This window comes from Winogradskyella sp. PC D3.3, from assembly GCF_054366245.1.
In genome coordinates this window covers 722,054-741,519 of record NZ_CM135962.1, presented here as the reverse complement: position 1 = coordinate 741,519, position 19,466 = coordinate 722,054, and the positions used below count along the sequence as shown (strand labels likewise).

The following is a 19,466-nucleotide window of genomic DNA, read 5'->3' as shown; positions in this document are numbered from 1 at the left end:
TTTTGAAAAAATATTTTTTTTATGGTAGTTCCATATTATTTAGTAGGGGCTTAGAGTATTTAATACTTCTAATTGCTCCATTATATCTTACAAAGGAGAATTATGGGAGTTTAGAGTTCTATAAAAAAATAATTGAACTTGGTGCGGCTATTCTAACATTTGGGTTACCTACATTAATATTAAGTTATCCTAAAAGTAATGAAAGTAAGGTTTACTTTACATTTATAGCTCTAATGTTTATTACTGCTTTATCTGTAATAGTAGCGCCTTTTTTTAATATTTTTAATTACTTATTTCTATTAATACCAATATATTTTCACTCTATTTTTTTTAATAATGGAATTGTAGCTCCATTTATATTAACGTACAAGGGAAGTAACTATGCATCAATTTATAAGGCTGTAATTTCATTATTATTTTATACAATTGTACTAATAACTATTTTATACTCTAAAGAACCAGATTTAGCATTTGTATATGTAAGCTACTTGTTATTACCTGTGTTATTATTCTATACAATCTTTTACGTTTATAAGCATAACATCATTTTACGCACTTTAAAAAGGTATTGGTTTATATTTAAGCGTCTTATTATTAGTTCATTAACAATTGTTGTGAGTAATTTTGCTAATATGATGTTTTTGTATACCGATATATTAATAATAAAAATACTTTCTAATAATGCAGATATTGAAATTGCGAATTATAGTTTTTCATTAAATATTGCTAATGCATTAATAATTATACCTTTAACCTTGGTTCAGGTGGATATTGAAAAGCTAAAAAAGCAAATAAGTTATTTTAAAGTGCTCAGAAAGAAAATTTTGTATTTAGTTGCTGGTATGACTTTAGTTTTGGTTATGGTCTTTCTTTTCTTAACACATTTTTACTTTCAAAGTTATAGCTCTGTATTATATGTGTTTTTAATAATTATAGGGGCTAAATTTATCCAAGCTATTTCAGTCTCCTATGGAGCAGTGGTCTTAATAAGGAAATTATTTTCACAAAACTTAACAATTAACCTCTCTGCCTTAATAGTCAATGTTATATTAAGTTATTTGTTATATAATAAATTTGGCTTGATAGGAATAGCTCTTTCAAGCCTGATGAGTTTAATTATTAGGTTTATATTATTGGTGAGAATAAATAACAAGATTTGATTTATAATTAGATGAAATTAAAAGATTTACATAATTTGACTATACTTTTTCCTATTATTATGGTCTTTGTAGGTGAAATAGTCTCTTATATTTATCCGTTTTTATCATCACCAATAAAGGTATTTACCTGTTTAATTTTAATTTGTCCTGTTTGGCTAAAAATAAGAATACCAAGCAAATTGCTTTTAACACTATTGGTTTTTATTTTTTTCTTTATAATTGCTTTTACTAAATCCTATAATTATAAAGCTGCATTAGAAGATGGAATTAGATATTTTTTCCCAATAGCGGTGCTTTTATATGGGTATTACAATAAACATAAACTTAACCTTTTTGTTGGTTTTATTATTGTATTTGCTTTCCTGAACTTTATAGTACAATTAAAAAATTATTACTACTACTATATTGATCCACAACAGCAATGGTTCTATATAAGCTATTTTATTGAAAGTCAGAATAAAACAATTTATTGGCCAGCCAAAGCATTTGGTGTACTTAGGGCTACAGGATTGGTAATCTTTTTTGGCGCATTTGGAATTTTGAATTTCATGGCTTTTTGGCTTACATATTACTATTATTTTGGTAGGTATAGAAAACTATGTTTAGTAATCTTTTCTTTAGGTGTGTTTATTAGTACGTCCTTTAAAACTATTGGCTTTTTTTTAGTAACGTTGGCTATTAAGTATTATAAAAAGCTGAAGTATTTATTAATATTACCTCCTTTGGTGATATGTCTTTATTTTCTTGTAGGTAGTGAAATACGTAATTCTATAGAAAAATCTATTGAAATAAGATTACGACTTTATGTTACCGAAGGCAATTCTGCAAATCGGAATCTTATAGAGCTATGTTTAGCGAGTTTACAGATTTTAATTTATTTGGAAAAGGTATTGGGGTTTTTGGTGGGCCAGCCTCAACAAAATATAAATCACCGTATTATGATGAAATTAATTTTAATTGGTATGACACCAAACTTCTAGCGACAACGGATACATACTATCCTCACTTGTTTGTAGAAATGGGAATATTAGGCGGATTATCCTATCTTGCTGTTCTCTTAACCCCTTTGATGTACAGGAGGATGAAATATAATAAATTCAAGATGTTATGTATTGTTTATGGAATGTTGTTTTTTGATAGTTTATTTTCCTTTTCATTAAATAACTTAGTAATGCTAACAATGACCATATTATTTGTCTATCCAATATTGTATAACAAGCAAAAAACCTTATTAGAATGAAGTATAGAAAGGTTATTTATTTAGGGATAATACCAAATAACAAGAGAGAACTCGTAGGAGGTTACGCTACAGCAAATAAGAGAAATATTGAAGAATATGCAAAACAGAATATCGACGTATTAGCTATTCCCTACCCAATTTTATATACCAAGAATCCGTTTCAAATTGTTTTATATCTTTTAAAATGGGTCGTATATTTTTTTAAATGTGTGTACTATTCTCTTTTTAATTCTTCAAAGGCTACATTAGTGCATATTACTCCTCTTTATAAGTATTTTATTTATATCGAGTTTTTTTTTGTGTTGGTTTTCAAAATTTCTAACAAAGATATTTTAACAGATATCAGAGCAGGCTCGTTTATAGATTATTATAATAAAAACACAAAGGTTTATAGATTTTTTATTAGAAACCTTCTCTCTTTATCAAAGCATATTGCTGTAGAGGGATTAATTTATAAAAATTTTATTATCGAAAATTTAGGTCAAAAAAAAGATATTTTATACTACCCTAATTATGTTAAAGATGATCAAATACTACCAATTAAGCGAACTTTTCTAGGTACCGAAACAATTCAGATCATTTATTTTGGAAGAATAACTAAAACGAAAGGAATTTATACAATTCTTAAAGCATATGAGTTATTACAAGAACATTTTAATATAAAGCTAATAGTAATAGGTGGTTTTGATAGTTTAGATTTAAAACACGATGTAGAGCGCTATGCTACTGATAATTTAATTATTCTGCCACCAAAGAGTAAAAACGAAATAAATAAATTATTAGAACAATCACATTTTTTTATATTTCCATCATTGCACCCAGGTGAAGGCCAATCTAACGCATTAACCGAAGCTATGGCATATGGACTTGTCCCTGTTGTGTCTAACAACGGTTTTAATAAAACGATTGTGGACAATTGTGGTATTGTTCTTTCTAAGGAGGCATCAGAACATGATTATGCTAATGCAATTAAACAAGTTATAGAGAATAAACAATGGCTAAGTTTATCTGAAAAGGCCAAAAATAGAATTATTCATAACTATTCTAATGGTGTGGTGTCAAATAACTTCTTTAATTATATAAATCGAAATTTATGAGTTTGTTTTTTTTAGGTGATTTTGTTAATCCAAACGGAAATATTGAATTCCCTTTTCTCAAAAACTTAATAAACGAACATGATGAATTAATATTGAATTTAGAGGGGCCTATTCTCAATGATAACGACCGCAAACCAGTAAACCCTCATAAATACAATTTGTATTCAAATAGTAATGCGCTAGAGGGTTTTAAAGACTATAATGTTTCATTAATTTTAGCAAACAACCATATCAATGATTTTAAGAACGGATTAAATGCTACTATTAGTATTCTTGATAATCATAATTTACCTTATTTCGGAACACATAAAAAACCTTACTTAGAATATAAAAGCACAGATGATAACCAGAACTACTGTGTATTTGCCTTTAATAATAAACTTACACTCCCAGTTACTAATAAAGGGGTGAATTCTATTGATAAGGATAGCCTTGAAAACGTAAAAAAATATAGAGAAGCAAACCCTAACACAACAATAATATTAGTAGCGCATTGCGGCTTAGAATTAAGCCCATATCCTGTGCCTGCAGATAGAGACTTGTTTAAGAAATTTATTGATTTTGGAGTAGATATTGTTATTGCTCACCACCCTCACATTGTTCAAGATGTAGAAAAATATAAGGACAAATACATTTTTTATTCAATAGGAAATTTTGCGATACCTGAAACCGTTTATTTAGGAAAAAAGTTAAATTATAATAACTCACTAACTAATCTCGGCTATATAATTCAATATGAAAATAAAGAAAATATAAGAGTTCATAGGGTTAAAATGAATCAAAAGGAAAATAAAGTTAGCTATGATAAGGAGTTAAATATTGATAAGATGCTCGAAAAGAATCCTTTTAAAGGATTTTCAAATAAGCAATATTTACAATTTTATATAAAAAACAAAAAAGCTTCTAAGTATTACCCTATTTTTGATTCTTATAGCAATTTTGCTTTTCCGTTAAAGTATAACTATATTTTGATTACACAATTTATAAGAACTTTATTAATTAAATTAAAACTATATAATCCATACTCTTAATTAATGCTAAACGCTTATTTTTTATATAAACTTAGTCATCAGTTATACAAATGGCATATTCCAATACTGCCCAAATTAATTAAACTTCTATGTTTTTTACTCTATAATTCTAGTATTCCATATCAGTGTGTAATAAATAAAGGAACACGCTTTGGATATGGTGGAATAGGGGTTGTTATACATAAAAGAGTTTCTATTGGCCGTAACTGCACAATTGGTACCAATGTAACTATTGGCGGAAAGTCTAAACACTACGAAGTACCTAAGATAGGAAATAACGTATATATTGCTACAGGCGCAAAGGTTTTAGGGCCAATAACAATTGGTAGTAATGTTACTATTGGCGCAAATGCTGTTGTGATCAGTAATGTTCCAGATAATGCTATAGTTGCAGGTATTCCTGCAAAAATAATTAAATATCAAAGTGAAGAACCTTCCATCTAATAACGTTGTTTTTTTGACAATTCTATCCATTTTAATTTATCTAACGATAGATTTTCAAAATAAGGCGAAGAATAAGTTTTTTCAATTAAATTATAATTGGAGTGAAGTCAAAACAATAGAAAGTTTTACAAATGTGAAGTTAGATTCCATTTCTTATGATTATTTAAGACTTATCAATAATAATACTATAGCGGTTGAAGACTTAAGTCCATATAGTTCATACGCAATAAACGATAGCTATTATTTTAGGTGTGTTAGTATATCAAAGGAATCTGATACTATAGAATTTAAAGGGGTGTATTGGATAAATGCTAAGCCAAATCAGCAAACAAATATCTTTAATTTTTCAATTGTCAATTTAGAATTGAACAAAAAGGGAATCATACTGTGTGTATGATTGGAGATTCGCAATTGATATGGTTAGATTTAAAATATCTACGAAGAGATATGAGTCAAAAGTTAGAAAACATAAATTTTGTTGGAAATAACTCCGATGTCTTTGGCTTTAACCACTCAGTAGAGCTCTTAAATAATAGTGAAAGATTATTAAATGAAATTGATCAGGTACCACAATCTGAAACTTACATATTATTTGTAGGTGCACATGAGGAAAAAGTGCCGCAAACAAAGAAGAATTTAAGAGCAATAGTAAATAAATTATTACAACATAAATCGAAACTTATTTTAGTTTCGCCTCCACATTACAAAGCACCTAATTTTGAAAAGTCGTATCAAAATATTAAGACAGTTTATAAAGAATTTGAAAAAAATGATAATGTAGAGATTATTGATTTGGAAAAATTAGCACCTCATAATACTAATATATTTATGGCAGATGGAATACACTTAAATCCTGTAGGTCAAGATATTCTTACATTAAACTTAATTAGTGCGCTTAAATGAAAAAAAAAATTGCACCGTTTTTTTATTGGTCTTTGTTTTTATTCGTAATTACTGTGCCATTACCAAAATATAGCTTAAACTCTTTAAGCTTAATTGTGTTTGTTGTATCCTGGGTTTTTTACAATGATTGGTCGTGTTGGTTCGATAAATTTAAAAGAAATAGTATTCCAATTATACTTATTTCTTCCCCATTTTGGTTAGGTTTAATAAACTCTTTTTTCATAGATAATTTCGACTTTAAACTTATAACAAAAAACCTACCTTTTTTAATTTTACCTACAATCATTCTAACTTCATTTAAAGAAAAGAAGCTGTTTGATTATGTAATAAAGGTTTTTAGTTTTGGTGTTGTTTTAAGCTTAAGTATCGGTTTAATAAAAGCATTGTTATTTAAAATATTTGACTTAGGCTCCTATTTTTACTACACGGATTTTTCTAAAATGTTAGATATGCATACCACGTATATGGCACTTTTTATCGTAATTGCTATATTCTATTTTGTTAAAGATGTTTTTATTGACAAGGTTAATAAAAAGTGGATAAACTACTTGTGTATCCTTCTTCTAATAACATCCTTGTATATCGTAAGTGCTAGAATTAGTTTATTGGTTCTTTTAGTATCCGCAATACTATTTTTATGCTTTGAATTGTTTCCAAAATTTTCAATTAGTAAAAAAATAATAGCGATATCAATAGTCGTGATTGCGGTAGTTGGACTCATGCTATCACCAAATTTTCAAAAAAGAAATTCGTTAAACTCTAGTGCAGATTTTAACGCACCTAGTTTAAGTACCAGATGGGTTCATTGGAAAGCAGTAGTTCAATCTATTCAAAAAGGAAACTTATGGGTTGGTAGCGGAAGAGAAAAAGGATCAGAATTGTTGATTAACGAATACGACCTCGTAGGTTTTGAATCGGGCTTTAGATATAAATATAACGCTCATAATCAATATTTAGAACATACCATTTATTATGGAATATTGGGATTTGTTTTTTTAATAGCAACTTTAGCATATACTATGTTTTATGCCATAAAATCTAAAAATACACTGTCTATTATAATTGTATCTGCATTTGTAATTTTTATGCTTACAGAATCTGTGCTGGTGAGGCAAAGGGGAATTATACTATTTAGTTTATTGATTAGTTTTATTTGTGCTTGTAGTAATAATAGATTAAAAAGTGAATACAAATGAATTCAATTATAAAATTTATAAAAAAAATTAACTCTCAGCTGGATAAGTATCCGTTGTTTGCTTTTTTATTATATAAAATCCTTCCAGGAAATAGAATCTTATTTGGTAAAACCTATAGGCGTTTTTACAATCAAATTAATTTTGATTCCAAAATCAATGAAAATAAACTATATAATATTGTTAATTACGCATTTAACAACGTACCCTTTTACGTTAAGAAATATCACAAATTAAAAATTAATAGTAGAGCCGATTTTGAAAATAAAATAGACTTTTTAACAAGAGATAACTTATTCCAAGATAATCAAGATTTATTATCTAAAAAATTTGATACTAAAGAATACGAAATAGTAACTACAGGTGGTACATCTGGTAAACCCAGCAGATTTTATCTAAAAAAAGATAGATTTAAAAAGGAATACGCCTTTTTCCACAAAATATGGGCTACAAAAGGATATAAAAACCAACTAAGAGGTGTTATTAGAAATAATAAATTAGATGACAATATAAACTATAAAATAAACCCCTTTACTAGAGAGTTAGTATTTGATGGATTTCGAAATACAGAAGAATATTTTGAAATTATTTACAACACATTAATACAATACAAGATTAATTATTTACAATGCTATCCATCTTCGGCATATCATTTTGCTGTTATTGCGGATAAAAAAAAATGGGATTTAAGCTTCATTAAAGGCGTTTTTTTAAGCTCAGAAATATTTTTACCTCACCAAAAGGCATTATTAAAGGACAAACTTAAACTACCTGTTATTTCGGTTTATGGTCATAGTGAAAAATTAGGCTTAGCTGTAGATTTTAAGGGAGATGGTAAATATAAAGTGTTAAATGATTATGGTTATTTAGAACTGATAGATAAAAATAATAAGGTTATTAGAGAAGTTGGTAAAATTGGAGAAATAGTTACCACGACTTTAGATAACTATGGGCAGCCCTTAATACGTTATAAAACAGGAGACTATTCTTCTTATAGTCAATATAACGTTAATGGTGCATGTCTTTTAGATACTATAGAAGGGAGATGGCAGGAAATGAAAATATATAATAAAGATGATACTTTTGTTTCTCCAACAGCCTTAAATCTTCACAATGAGTTATATACATATATTGAAGGACTTCAGTATTATCAGAGAAGAAAAGGCGAATTAGAAGTTCTAATAATTCCGAACGGTAGCTATAACGATGCTATAAAAAAGAAACTTATAGCGCATTTTCAAAGTAGATTACACGTTTCAACTAAGATTGAAATTGTGATAGTTAAAAAGTTGATTATAAATCCTAACGGAAAGTTTTTAATCTTAAAATCGGAAATCAATAAGTAATGTTTGATGGTACGTTTAGTTTTGTAAAACTACCCCATTTTAAAGATTATTAATACTTATAAATGTTTTATCACAGGAAATAAAACTTATTCCAATACCGAATCATAGTCTTTGTTTATTTATAATGAACACATGCTATTTGAAGGGGAATATTTAATATTTTTGCAGCCAATTGATTTATTAAAATTTTGAGTACAAGAACTAGTTTTGAAAGCCTTAGAAAATATTGTGAGAATGAGACATTTAAAGGTTGGGATCCTTATGATGGATTAAATAGTTGGGTGATTCAAAAAACACCACTTGGAAAATCGCGTTTTTTTAGATTGGCATGGATTCAATTGTTTAAACGAAATCCAATAAACTTAAGACCCATATTTGGGATAAAAAAAGACTATAATCCAAAAGGGTTAGGGCTTTTTCTTATGGGCTATTGTAATCTATATAAGAAAGACCCTAATGATACTAATTTAGAAAAGATTAATTTTTTAGCAGAAAAGATAATTAAACTTCAAACTAAGGGCTATTCAGGATCGTGTTGGGGTTATAATTTTGATTGGCAAGCTAGGGCCTTTTTTCAGCCTAAGTATACACCAACAGTAGTTGCAACTACGTTTATAGCTGATGCATTAATCGAAGCTTATGAGATTACCAAGAATAATGACTATTTAGATGTTGCTATTAATGCATCCCAATTTGTATTAAACGATTTAAATAGATCTTATGATGATGATGGTAATTTTACATTTTCTTACTCACCAATAGATAATACTCAAGTTTATAATGCAGGTTTACTGGGTGCTAAGCTTTTAAGTTTAGTTTTTAAATATACTAAGGATGATAGCTTATTAGTTGCAGCAAAATCGGTAGCCTCATATGTCTGTAAAAAACAAAATAAAGATGGATCATGGGCTTATGGAACATTGCCTTTTCATCAGTGGATTGATAGCTTTCATACAGGCTATAATTTAGAGTGCTTAAAAATCTATCAAGATGTATCAGGTGATAACACATTTGGCGCTAATATAGATAAAGGCATGAATTATTATTTGAACACGTTCTTTACAGAAGAAGGCATGTCAAAATATTATAACAACCAAACCTATCCTATTGATGTGCATGCACCAGCGCAACTTATTGTAACGCTTTATAAGAATAGAAATATAAAAGAAAATAAAGTACTTGTTGATCGTGTTTTAAATTGGACGATTAGTAATATGCAAACACAAAAAGGCTATTTTATGTATCAAAAGAGAAAATCAGTATCTTCTAAAATTCCATATATGCGCTGGGCTCAAGGTTGGATGTTTTATGCTTTAAGTTTTTATAATTTGGAAGATGAATAGACGTAAATTTTTAAATACCGAAATAGACAACCTCTCAATGGATGAAACTTTACATCTTGTAAAGGGAGCTATTGATACTAATAAACAAATTCACCATGTCGTTGTTAACGCAGGAAAAATAGTTGCTATGCAAACGGATCTGCAATTGCGACAAAGCGTAAATGAGAGTGACTTAATTAATGCCGATGGGCAAGCTGTTGTATGGGCTTCAAAAATGCTTGGTAAGCCTCTAAAAGAGCGTGTGGCAGGTATTGATCTTATGGTCAACTTAGTTGAATTAGCACATAAAAAAAAATATAAAGTCTTTTTTTTCGGGGCGAAAGAAGAGGTGGTTAAAACAGTTGTCAATAAATATGCTAAAACTTACTCACCAGATATTATTGCCGGTTACAGAAATGGTTATTTTAAAAAAGAAGAAGAGCAAGACATTGCAAGAGAAATAGCTAATAGTGGTGCAAATATGTTATTTGTTGCTATTAGTTCTCCTACTAAAGAAAATTTTTTATACGATAATAAGGCCTTACTTAAAAATGTGAATTTCATTATGGGTGTAGGAGGTAGTTTTGATGTCGTGGCTGGAAAAGTAAAACGCGCTCCAATTTGGATGCAAAAGTATGGTTTAGAATGGTTTTATAGATTTGCTCAAGAACCAAAACGCATGTGGAAACGGTATTTAATTGGGAATTCAAAGTTTATCTATTTAGTCATGAAAGAAAAATTCACTAAATAAATTTAACCAAGCAGTGAGTCATTACGGAAAATAATGAATATAGTTACTTGCCATTAGGTAATTCAACTTACTTTTATATTTTTATATTAAAATTTAGAAATTGAGTTTATTTAAACAAGGAAGATATTCAGGATACTTAAGACCTATTTCATATATTATTGATTTAGCCATCATTAATGGAATAGGAGTATTTTATTTACTCAAAGGAAAAGACCCAATTATATTTTCTACAATAATTTCGGTTTGTTGGATTTTATTATCTGTTTATTCACAGTTTTATGAAGTCTACAGATATACAAGACCAATTAATATTTTATCGCTTATAGTGAAGCAATTCATTTTGTTTCTACTCTTAGTTTTTGCGTTTTCAGGCTTATATCATGAGTTAGATATATATCCGCGACCAATTGTTAAATACGCCATATTGTGTTTTCTGCTAATAACCATTTTTAAGTTTGCTATTTATTATTTGTTGCAGAAGTATAGAACATCCTTTGGTGGTAATTATAGGTCAACAGTTATTTTAGGCCTCAATAAGAAAACAATAGCCTTAGAAAATTTTTTTAATAAGAGCCCTGAATATGGTTATTTACACAAAAAAACATTTAATTTTAAAGAGAAAGAGCATTCTTTAGAAGAGTGCTTTAAATACATTTTAAATGAAGGTGTTGATGAGATTTACTGTTCGATTTCAGAATTAAGTAATTCAGACATTGCAGATATTGTTGATTTTGCTGATAATAATCTTAAAATCTTAAAGTTTATTCCAGATAGTAAGGAAATCTATGCTAAAAAATTACGTTATGAGTATTATGACTATATCCCAATTTTAACTTTAAGAAATATTCCATTAGAGGATTCTGTAAATACCTTTATTAAACGAGGTTTTGATATTTTGTTTTCTAGTTTGGTCATTATATTTGTGTTATCGTGGTTAACACCTATAATCGCTATTTTAATAAAACTTGAATCTAAAGGGCCTGTATTTTTTAAACAATCTAGAAACGGTTTTAATTTTAAAGAGTTTGATTGTTATAAGTTTAGGTCAATGATGCCAAATAAAGATGCACATCTATACCAAGTCACTAGAGGGGATCAGCGCGTTACTAAAGTCGGAAGATTTATTAGAAAAACAAGTATTGATGAATTGCCACAATTTTTCAATGTTCTTTTTGGAGATATGTCAGTTGTTGGCCCTAGGCCTCATATGGTAAGTCATACAAATATGTATGCAAAAAAAATAGACAAATTTATGGTAAGACACTTTGTAAAACCTGGCATTACTGGTTTAGCGCAAACCAGTGGGTTTAGAGGAGAAGTGGAAACGGATAAGGATATTATAGGTCGAGTGAAATACGATATCTTTTATATAGAAAATTGGTCGCTATTACTAGATTTAAAGATTATTATCCAAACTTTTATTAATGCAATTAAAGGAGAGGATAAAGCCTATTAAATGACTTTCCTAAGGGCTGTTAGCTGTTTTTTGAAATCAAATTGAAGTCGTGCTGTGTTTTGAATAGATACGCTTAGCGCGTCGTTGAGGTCTTCAGAGGTGATAGAGGCTAATATTTTATTTAAATGGCTGTAATCGCCTTCATTTGCAATCCAGCCAAGCTTATTATTCGCAATAATGTCTTCTCCTTCGCCTCCTCCAAAATATAACATTGGTAAACCTAGTTTAGCGTATTCAAAAATCTTAGATGGTACAGATCCATAAATTCTATTTAATAAGGGAATTATAGTTATATCATATCCTAAAAGAACATTATGCAATTCATCTCTATCTACTCTACCATGAAAAAAAAGCGGTAAGTCTTTTTTAGACTCAATGAGGTTTTTGATTGCCGTTTCTTCTGCACCAGAACCATAAATATGAAACTCTATAGTCTCATAATTAATCTCATTACAGAGCTTATAAATGCCTTGGGCGACGCCTAAAAGACCCGCGTAAACCAGTTTTATTTTGCCTTTAGATGATGGGCCTTCCTTGAGTTTAGGATAATTAATTTCAGGAAAGTTTCGGTATAGAAATAGCTTTGGCTTTGTGGTTATAGTTTTAATATGGGTTAGTATTTCATTGCTTTGTCCTAAGATGAGGTCTGCTTTTTTGTAGTTAAAGGCTTCAAGTTTTTTTAGAAGCCTATATGCAAAACCTTCTTTTAAAGCTCCTAATTCTAATCCGGCACTTGGCCATAAATCACTAACATTGAGTATGAGTTTGCGTTTTCGAGATCTCAAGAAAAACATACAGGTAAAGGATACTAAAAGCGGAGGAGATTGTACTATAACTTTATCCGGAATCTTATGCCATATAAAAAAACAAATCAAACTAAAACTGTAAGATAGCATGGCTATTAAACGCAAAAATTTATTTTTAGAAACGGAAGCATAAATCCATAATCTGTGAATTTTAATGCCATTTTCTTCAGTCTTTAAACTAAATTTCCCCTTATAAGCTGCAAAAATCTTCCCAGTAGGGTAGTTGGGTAGTGGAGTAACAACACTAATATCATAATCGGTTTTTAAGCCCTCCGCCAAATGATAAATGCGATTAGAAGCCGCACCGATTTCTGGTGGAAAATAACTGGTTATAATCATTAGTTTTTTCACTAGAATCTTATTTTAAATGAGATGTAAATTGTTTCAACTTTCCTGATTTTGAACGTTGAAGTTTTTCAACACGTTTAAAGTGAATTGTGATATGAGGTTCGAGATAACGGATGACTTCATTTTTTATCATTGATTTTTCCGTATCAGAAAGTTCATTTCGGCTAACGTAGCTTATCTTAAAAGTGTCTCGTTGAAATTGCTCTACAATAAACTCTGAAACATTACCATCATTTTCAATAACGCTTTTGGTAATATAATAAAATGTGAGTCCGGCTGCGGTTTTCCCACTTGGTAAAACCACAATATCATTTGTTCTTCCAATTAATTTTTGAAGAATTGGTGTCTTAATTGTACTGTTTTTAGATAAAATCCCAATATCGCCAATGTCATATCTTATAAATGGATGGGCTTTATTATATAGTGCGGTAATCACGATTCTGCCTTCCGCCCCATAAGGTAAAACCCGATCATTTTCATCTAATATTTCTACATAAAGTGTTTCACTATTAAGTTGCCAAATATCATTTGGGTTTTGAAACGCAATAAGATCCAATTCCGAAGCACCATACTCGTTAATAATAGGTAGTCCAAATTGAGTTTCAAGCAACAGCTTATCATCTTCAAATAACATTTCTGAAGTTACAATACAGGCTTTTAAACTAGGACAAACTGTATTTAAAATAATGTTTTTACGATTTAAAAATTTCGCAAATTGTACAATTGAGCTCGTATAACCATTGATGTAATCAAAATTGGTGGTTTTAAATTTAGTTAAGGCTGTTTCAAAGGCAGCAGGACTCAAATCAAATACTGAAAAACGGAATCGGTTACTAAAATAATCCTTTAGCCGTTCCTTGTAATAGCCTTTTTTGTCGAGTGGAATACCGTAAAACCGCGCTTGTTTAGAGCGATTAAAATCTATATCATACCATCCAAACCGATTCATAATTTCTGCCCATGTTAATGCATGGCACCATTTATCTTTAGCAAAAATAAAGGGATCACCAGAACTGCCAGACGTTTTATTTACATACACATTTTTAACTGTAAATCCTTTGCTTAAGCGTTGTTCTAAAGGTTGTTGTAAATGACGTTTGGTAATAATGGGCACGGAATTCCAATCGTTGAGATCAATTGCTTTTCCTATGGTTTTATAAAAGGCATTATGCTCTAAATGATAAGCTATAATGGCTTTTTTACGGCTTTCAACATAAGCTTCATAGTCCAAATCACTTATAGCTTGAATTTCCGCTAAAGCAACTTTAGCCTTGTTTATAGCAAAGCCATTTACTTTTAAAGAAAAATCAAATAATCGCAAAGTGTTTTTTGCCTTTAAGGTTTCCGTAAATTAATTGTTTTTTAAACTTAAAACCAATTATTTTTGTCGAAACAATTTTTAAGATGAATATTTTAGTACTTGGCTCTGGAGGAAGAGAACACACATTTGCATGGAAATTAGCGCAAAGCAACCGTTGTAAGTCGCTTTTTGTAGCTCCAGGAAACTCAGGAACAAAAGCTATTGCGACTAACTTAAACATTGGCGTTACCGATTTTAAAGCTATTAAAGCAGCGGTTTTAGAGCATCGTATTGATTTGGTTGTTGTTGGACCAGAAGATCCATTGGTACAAGGTATACACGATTTCTTTTTAGAAGATGAAGCTTTAAAACGTGTGGCGGTTATTGGGCCTCAAAAAGCAGCAGCAGCATTAGAAGGTAGTAAGGAGTTTGCTAAAGAGTTTATGATGCGACATAATATTCCGACAGCAGCTTATGAGAGTTTTACAAAAGACAATGTTGAGGAAGGGTACACGTTTTTAGAAACCTTAAGTCCTCCATACGTTTTAAAAGCAGACGGATTAGCTGCAGGAAAAGGTGTTTTAATCTTGAATGATTTACAAGAAGCCAAAGACGAACTCAAAAGTATGCTCGTGGATGCTAAATTTGGTGACGCAAGCACTAAAGTCGTCATTGAAGAATTTTTAGACGGTATTGAACTGAGTTGTTTTGTTTTAACAGACGGAAAAGATTATAAAATTCTTCCAACTGCTAAAGATTATAAACGTATTGGCGAAGGAGATACAGGTTTAAATACAGGAGGAATGGGTGCCGTTTCTCCAGTTCCATTTGCAACAAAAGAATTTCTCGATAAAATCGAAAATCAAGTTGTAATACCTACAGTTGAAGGTTTAAAGAAAGATAACTTACCGTACATAGGATTCATTTTTATTGGCCTGATTAAAGTTGGAGACGATCCTAAAGTGATTGAGTACAACGTTAGAATGGGAGATCCCGAAACAGAAGTAGTATTACCAAGATTAAAAACAGATTTAGTAGATGTTTTTGAAGCGATGGCCAACCAAACTTTAAGTCAAGTGACTATTGATATTGATGAGCGTGCGGCAACAACAATAATGTTAGTCTCTGGTGGTTACCCTGAAGCTTACGAGAAAGGCAAAGAAATTACAGGTCTAGAAAATATTTCAGATTCTATAGTTTTTCATGCAGGAGCAATTGAAAAAGACGGTAAAGTAGTGACTTCTGGTGGTCGTGTTATGGCAATTACCTCATACGGAAATACGTACCCAGAGGCCATAAAAAAATCCTATCAAAGTATAGAAAATCTACATTTTGATAAGATGTATTATCGTAAGGATATTGGTTTCGACCTATAAATAGGAATGCGAAGAAATACTTTTATCTTCTTCTCCGTTGTCATCGTATTTTTTAAGTTGTATCATCCAATATACAAATGCAACAAATCCTATGATAATAAATAACCATGAAACCGTGTTAGCAGCAAACCAGCTTTCTAACTCTAATGCTTTAAGTGCATCAAATGGTGCAAATAACACGTTTACAAATAAATCCGCTATTCCGTTAAAGAAATCACTCATAACTTTATAAATTTACACCAATTCTAATTTCGAATTGGGATTGAGCAGCAAAAATACAAAAAGAGTTAATGATAACAAGTATTTTTAGTAAATCTAAGCCTATAAACTTCATAATTGTTGCAGTTTATGTGTCTATTTTATTTGTAGTAACTAACTATACACTACTTTTTTCAGATTTAAATAGTTCATTAGCAACGGTTTTTAAATGGGGTAGTACATTATTTTTAGTTTTCTTAATTGACTTTATTGTTTCTAAAAATAATCTAACACAAAGAAATAGTTATGCTATTATGACCTTTGGTCTGCTCTTTGGAATGTTTCCCGAGGCAATGACTCACATTGATATATTGCTTGCAAATCTATTTATCGTTTTTGCTTTAAGACGATTAATAAGTTTACATTCTAACCTACATATTAAAAAGAAATTGTTTGATGCCGCGTTCTGGATTGCACTAGCGACATTATTCTATTTTTGGGCTATCTTATTTTTTGCTTTAGTTATTGTGGCATTGATTTACCATTCTCAAAACGATTTTAAAAATGTAATTGTCCCATTTGTTGGAGTCGCAACAGTAATCGTATTACTTTTAGTATATAATATTATTGTAGATGATGTGTATTTTAAGCCTACAAATTTTAAACGTTATGCTAGTTTAGATTTTACAGCCTACAACAGTAAAGGTTATATTTTAAAGCTTACCGTTTTGTTTACGTCATTTGTTTGGACGCTTATTTATTTCTTTAAAAACATCCCTGATAAGAACAAGAAACTAAAACCATCATATTTTTTAATAGCTTGGTCTTCAGTAATCGCTGTTTTGGTGGCGATTATTGCTCCTGCTAAAAATGGAAGTGAATTTTTGTTTTTATTTGCACCGTTTGCAATCATAATGGCAAATTACATTGAGGTGATTTCAGAACGTTGGTTTAAAGAAGTCTTTATAGCGCTTTTAGTGATAACTCCAATTATTGGTTTACTGTTGTAATTTGTTACCAAAAGCTAAATCGCCAGCATCTCCTAATCCTGGAATAATATAACCTTTTTCATTTAGAGCATCATCAATGGCTGCAATCCAAAGTTGTACATCGGTATCAAAGGCCTTAGAGATATAATCAACACCAGGTTGTGCACCTATAACACTTACCAAATGAATTTCTTTTGGTGTACCAAAGGGTTTTAAAGCTTCATAAGTAGCCACCATAGATTGTCCTGTAGCCAACATCGGATCTGCTAAAATTAAAGTTTTACCTTCTAAGCTTGGACAAGCTAAATACTCAACAACAATCTCAAAACTTTCAGGATGGTGTTTGTGTTGTCTATAAGCCGAAATAAAAGCATTCTCAGCAGCATCAAAATAATTGAGTAAGCCATTATGAAGCGGTACACCTGCTCTTAAAATAGAACATAATACAATATCATTGTGATGTAAAACAGTTTGAGAAGCGCCTAAAGGTGTTTCAATAGTATGTGCATTAAATTGAAGTGATTTACTCAGCTCATAGCCAATTATTTCACCAATACGCTCTATATTTCTTCGGAAGCGCATGCTGTCTTTCTGAACCGTTTTATCTCTTAATTCAGACATAAATGTATTTAAAATCGAAGGTGTTTCAGAAAGGTTATGAATTTGCATATTATGGGAATTGGTTCAGTCGTTAAAGTTAATAATTCCTACTATATTTGTAAACATTAAATCAATTTCATTATGTTTTCACAAAAAGCAAATGCCATATTTCAAGATGTTATTAAGACGTATAAAGTTTTAAATACAGTAGATCAGCCTTTTACAAATAAGTATGATAAAAATGAAGATCTTATTGCTCATTTGCTATATAGAAAATCATGGATAGATACTGTACAGTGGGCTTACGAAGATATTATTAGAGACCCAAATATTGATCCTGTTGCAGCTTTAAAGTTGAAACGAATGATTGATGCCTCTAACCAAGACAGAACAGATACCGTTGAATATATTGATAGTTATTTTCTAGATAAATATAAAGATGTCACCGTAAAGCCAAATGCTAAAATTAATTCTGAAAGTCCAGCTTGGGCCATAGATCGTTTATCTATTTTAGCATTAAAAATTTACCATATGCATCTTGAAACCATAAGAGAAGATGCTAGTGAGGCTCATAAAGCAGCCTGCCAAAAGAAACTAGATGTGTTATTAGACCAACGTGTAGATTTAAGTACAGCAATTGATGATTTGCTTACCGACATTTCTAATGGAGACAAGTACATGAAAGTGTACAAGCAAATGAAAATGTACAATGACGATGAACTAAACCCTGTTTTGAGAGGACAGAAATAGTTCACCAACCTGTTGGGTTTTTATAACCTGACAGGTTTAGTTCAAAAAATGCTAAAACCAAATCACATACTCGTCCTTAGGTTTTCTGCCATGGGAGACGTGGCCATGACAGTACCTGTGTTGCGAGCATTCACATCGCAAAATCCCGAATTAAAAATCACAGTAGTTACTAGAGCCTTTTTTAAACCTTTTTTTAAAGATTTAGAAAATGTAAGCGTTTATGAGGCTGATTTAAAAGGTAAACACAAAGGTGTTTTAGGGCTTTATAAATTATCTAAAGAACTTAAAGCTCTCGATTTTGATGCGGTTGCAGATTTGCATAACGTACTACGTAGTAAAATTTTAAAGTTCTTTTTCTTTGGAAAAAAAGTGGTACAATTAGATAAAGGTAGAACCGAAAAAAAAGCACTGACTTCAGGTGTGTCTTTTAAGCAATTAAAAACCACACATCAACGTTATGCTGATGTTTTTGAAGACCTAGGTTTCACAGTAGATTTATCCAATCCAATATTCCCAAAACCAAAAGTCTTAACGGAACCACTAAGTGCTTTTATTTCAAACAAAAGTTTCAAAACTATAGGCATTGCACCTTTTGCGGCACATCAAAGTAAAATGTATCCTTTAGAGCAAATGGAAACTGTAATTAATGAACTTTCTAAAGACTATAATATAGTTTTATTTGGAGGTGGAGCTAAAGAAATAGCGCTTTTAAATCAACTTGAAACCAAATACACTAACGTAAAATCCGTTGCAGGACAATTGAATTTAGAGGAAGAGTTACTACTTATTTCAAATTTAGACCTCATGCTAGCTATGGATTCTGGTAATGCACATTTAGCTGCAATGTTGGGTAAAAAAGTAATCACAATTTGGGGTGTAACACATCCTTTTGCTGGATTTGCACCGTTTAATCAGCCTATAGATTTTGCGCTTACGGCAAATAGAGATCAATTCCCATTAATCCCAACGTCTATTTACGGTAATAAATTCCCTGAAGGTTATGAAAAGGCGGCAAGTAGTGTTTCTGAAGCGGTAATCATTTCTAAGATAAAAGAAGTTATTTAACGTTAAAACTTCTCAATACTATGTTTTTGTACCAAAAAAATCACTCGAAGTGACAATTATTTCTTTCAGATACGATGCGTTAGTTCAAGTT

The 19,466-nt window shown here is 30.4% G+C and carries 19 protein-coding genes; 15 read left to right on the top strand and 4 right to left on the bottom strand.

The features are described from left to right. Positions 1 to 2: 2 nt before the first annotated feature. From ACXGSQ_RS03250 to ACXGSQ_RS03200, 11 genes are all read left to right on the top strand, one after another. Positions 3 to 1,160: an MATE family efflux transporter gene (locus tag ACXGSQ_RS03250; protein ID WP_458628208.1), complete on the top strand. Its 1,158-nt coding sequence runs from the start codon at positions 3 to 5 to the stop codon at positions 1,158 to 1,160. 11 nt (positions 1,161 to 1,171) lie between these two features. Beyond that, entirely contained in the window at positions 1,172 to 2,140 is a 969-nt protein-coding gene (locus tag ACXGSQ_RS03245) for a hypothetical protein (RefSeq protein WP_458628207.1), read from the top strand. A gap of 256 nt (positions 2,141 to 2,396) precedes the next feature. Beyond that, positions 2,397 to 3,497 (top strand): glycosyltransferase family 4 protein, encoded by a 1,101-nt coding sequence (locus tag ACXGSQ_RS03240; protein ID WP_458628206.1) that lies wholly within the window; start codon positions 2,397 to 2,399, stop codon positions 3,495 to 3,497. After that, complete coding sequence (locus tag ACXGSQ_RS03235; RefSeq protein ID WP_458628205.1) at positions 3,494 to 4,528, top strand: CapA family protein; 1,035 nt, start codon at positions 3,494 to 3,496, stop codon at positions 4,526 to 4,528. The genes ACXGSQ_RS03240 and ACXGSQ_RS03235 overlap by 4 nt, the downstream gene beginning before the upstream one ends. 3 nt (positions 4,529 to 4,531) lie before the next feature. Beyond that, positions 4,532 to 4,972, top strand: a complete 441-nt coding sequence (locus ACXGSQ_RS03230) for a serine O-acetyltransferase (RefSeq protein ID WP_458628204.1) — start codon at positions 4,532 to 4,534, stop codon at positions 4,970 to 4,972. Between the two features lie 447 nt (positions 4,973 to 5,419). Beyond that, on the top strand, positions 5,420 to 5,875 hold the full coding sequence (locus tag ACXGSQ_RS03225; RefSeq protein WP_458628203.1) for an SGNH/GDSL hydrolase family protein: 456 nt from the start codon (positions 5,420 to 5,422) through the stop codon (positions 5,873 to 5,875). Further along, entirely contained in the window at positions 5,872 to 7,071 is a 1,200-nt protein-coding gene (locus ACXGSQ_RS03220; protein WP_458628202.1) for an O-antigen ligase family protein, read from the top strand. Before ACXGSQ_RS03225 ends, ACXGSQ_RS03220 begins: the two co-directional genes overlap by 4 nt. After that, complete coding sequence (locus ACXGSQ_RS03215; RefSeq protein ID WP_458628201.1) at positions 7,068 to 8,414, top strand: acyl-CoA synthetase family protein; 1,347 nt, start codon at positions 7,068 to 7,070, stop codon at positions 8,412 to 8,414. Before ACXGSQ_RS03220 ends, ACXGSQ_RS03215 begins: the two co-directional genes overlap by 4 nt. A gap of 188 nt (positions 8,415 to 8,602) precedes the next feature. Beyond that, positions 8,603 to 9,757: a glycoside hydrolase family protein gene (locus ACXGSQ_RS03210; RefSeq protein ID WP_458628200.1), complete on the top strand. Its 1,155-nt coding sequence runs from the start codon at positions 8,603 to 8,605 to the stop codon at positions 9,755 to 9,757. Continuing rightward, complete coding sequence (locus tag ACXGSQ_RS03205; protein ID WP_458628199.1) at positions 9,750 to 10,487, top strand: WecB/TagA/CpsF family glycosyltransferase; 738 nt, start codon at positions 9,750 to 9,752, stop codon at positions 10,485 to 10,487. The genes ACXGSQ_RS03210 and ACXGSQ_RS03205 overlap by 8 nt, the downstream gene beginning before the upstream one ends. Positions 10,488 to 10,587: 100 nt before the next feature. Next, a complete protein-coding gene (locus ACXGSQ_RS03200) occupies positions 10,588 to 11,943 on the top strand; it encodes an exopolysaccharide biosynthesis polyprenyl glycosylphosphotransferase (RefSeq protein ID WP_458628198.1) in 1,356 nt (451 codons plus the stop codon). Here the strand turns inward: ACXGSQ_RS03200 and ACXGSQ_RS03195 are convergent. Together ACXGSQ_RS03195 and ACXGSQ_RS03190 are read right to left on the bottom strand one after the other, a co-directional pair. Beyond that, on the bottom strand, positions 11,940 to 13,088 hold the full coding sequence (locus ACXGSQ_RS03195) for a glycosyltransferase family 4 protein (RefSeq protein ID WP_458628197.1): 1,149 nt from the start codon (positions 13,086 to 13,088) through the stop codon (positions 11,940 to 11,942). The genes ACXGSQ_RS03200 and ACXGSQ_RS03195 overlap by 4 nt on opposite strands. Before the next feature lie 19 nt (positions 13,089 to 13,107). After that, positions 13,108 to 14,418 carry a phenylacetate--CoA ligase family protein gene (locus ACXGSQ_RS03190; protein ID WP_458628196.1) on the bottom strand — a complete coding sequence of 437 codons (1,311 nt, stop codon included), beginning with the start codon at positions 14,416 to 14,418 and terminating at the stop codon, positions 13,108 to 13,110. An 83-nt stretch (positions 14,419 to 14,501) separates the two neighbouring features. On the opposite strand from ACXGSQ_RS03190, the gene purD reads away from it, so the two are divergent. Continuing rightward, positions 14,502 to 15,773, top strand: a complete 1,272-nt coding sequence (gene purD / locus ACXGSQ_RS03185) for a phosphoribosylamine--glycine ligase (RefSeq protein ID WP_458628195.1) — start codon at positions 14,502 to 14,504, stop codon at positions 15,771 to 15,773. Here the strand turns inward: purD and ACXGSQ_RS03180 are convergent. Continuing rightward, the gene (locus ACXGSQ_RS03180; protein ID WP_458628194.1) at positions 15,768 to 15,995 is read right to left on the bottom strand and encodes a DUF6341 family protein; all 228 of its coding nucleotides are present in this window, start codon (positions 15,993 to 15,995) and stop codon (positions 15,768 to 15,770) included. The two genes, purD and ACXGSQ_RS03180, sit on opposite strands and share 6 nt — an antisense overlap. Before the next feature lie 68 nt (positions 15,996 to 16,063). Between ACXGSQ_RS03180 and ACXGSQ_RS03175 the strand changes: the two genes are divergently transcribed. After that, positions 16,064 to 16,981: a DUF6427 family protein gene (locus tag ACXGSQ_RS03175; RefSeq protein ID WP_458628193.1), complete on the top strand. Its 918-nt coding sequence runs from the start codon at positions 16,064 to 16,066 to the stop codon at positions 16,979 to 16,981. On the opposite strand, the gene upp is transcribed toward ACXGSQ_RS03175, so the two are convergent. Next, positions 16,970 to 17,629, bottom strand: coding sequence for a uracil phosphoribosyltransferase (gene upp / locus ACXGSQ_RS03170; RefSeq protein WP_458628192.1), 660 nt, complete (start codon positions 17,627 to 17,629; stop codon positions 16,970 to 16,972). The two genes, ACXGSQ_RS03175 and upp, sit on opposite strands and share 12 nt — an antisense overlap. A 72-nt stretch (positions 17,630 to 17,701) precedes the next feature. Between upp and ACXGSQ_RS03165 the strand changes: the two genes are divergently transcribed. After that, complete coding sequence (locus ACXGSQ_RS03165; protein WP_458628191.1) at positions 17,702 to 18,310, top strand: DUF4254 domain-containing protein; 609 nt, start codon at positions 17,702 to 17,704, stop codon at positions 18,308 to 18,310. Positions 18,311 to 18,358: 48 nt separating this feature from the next. Further along, entirely contained in the window at positions 18,359 to 19,375 is a 1,017-nt protein-coding gene (locus ACXGSQ_RS03160; RefSeq protein WP_458628190.1) for a glycosyltransferase family 9 protein, read from the top strand. The last annotated feature ends 91 nt before the right edge of the window (positions 19,376 to 19,466 follow it).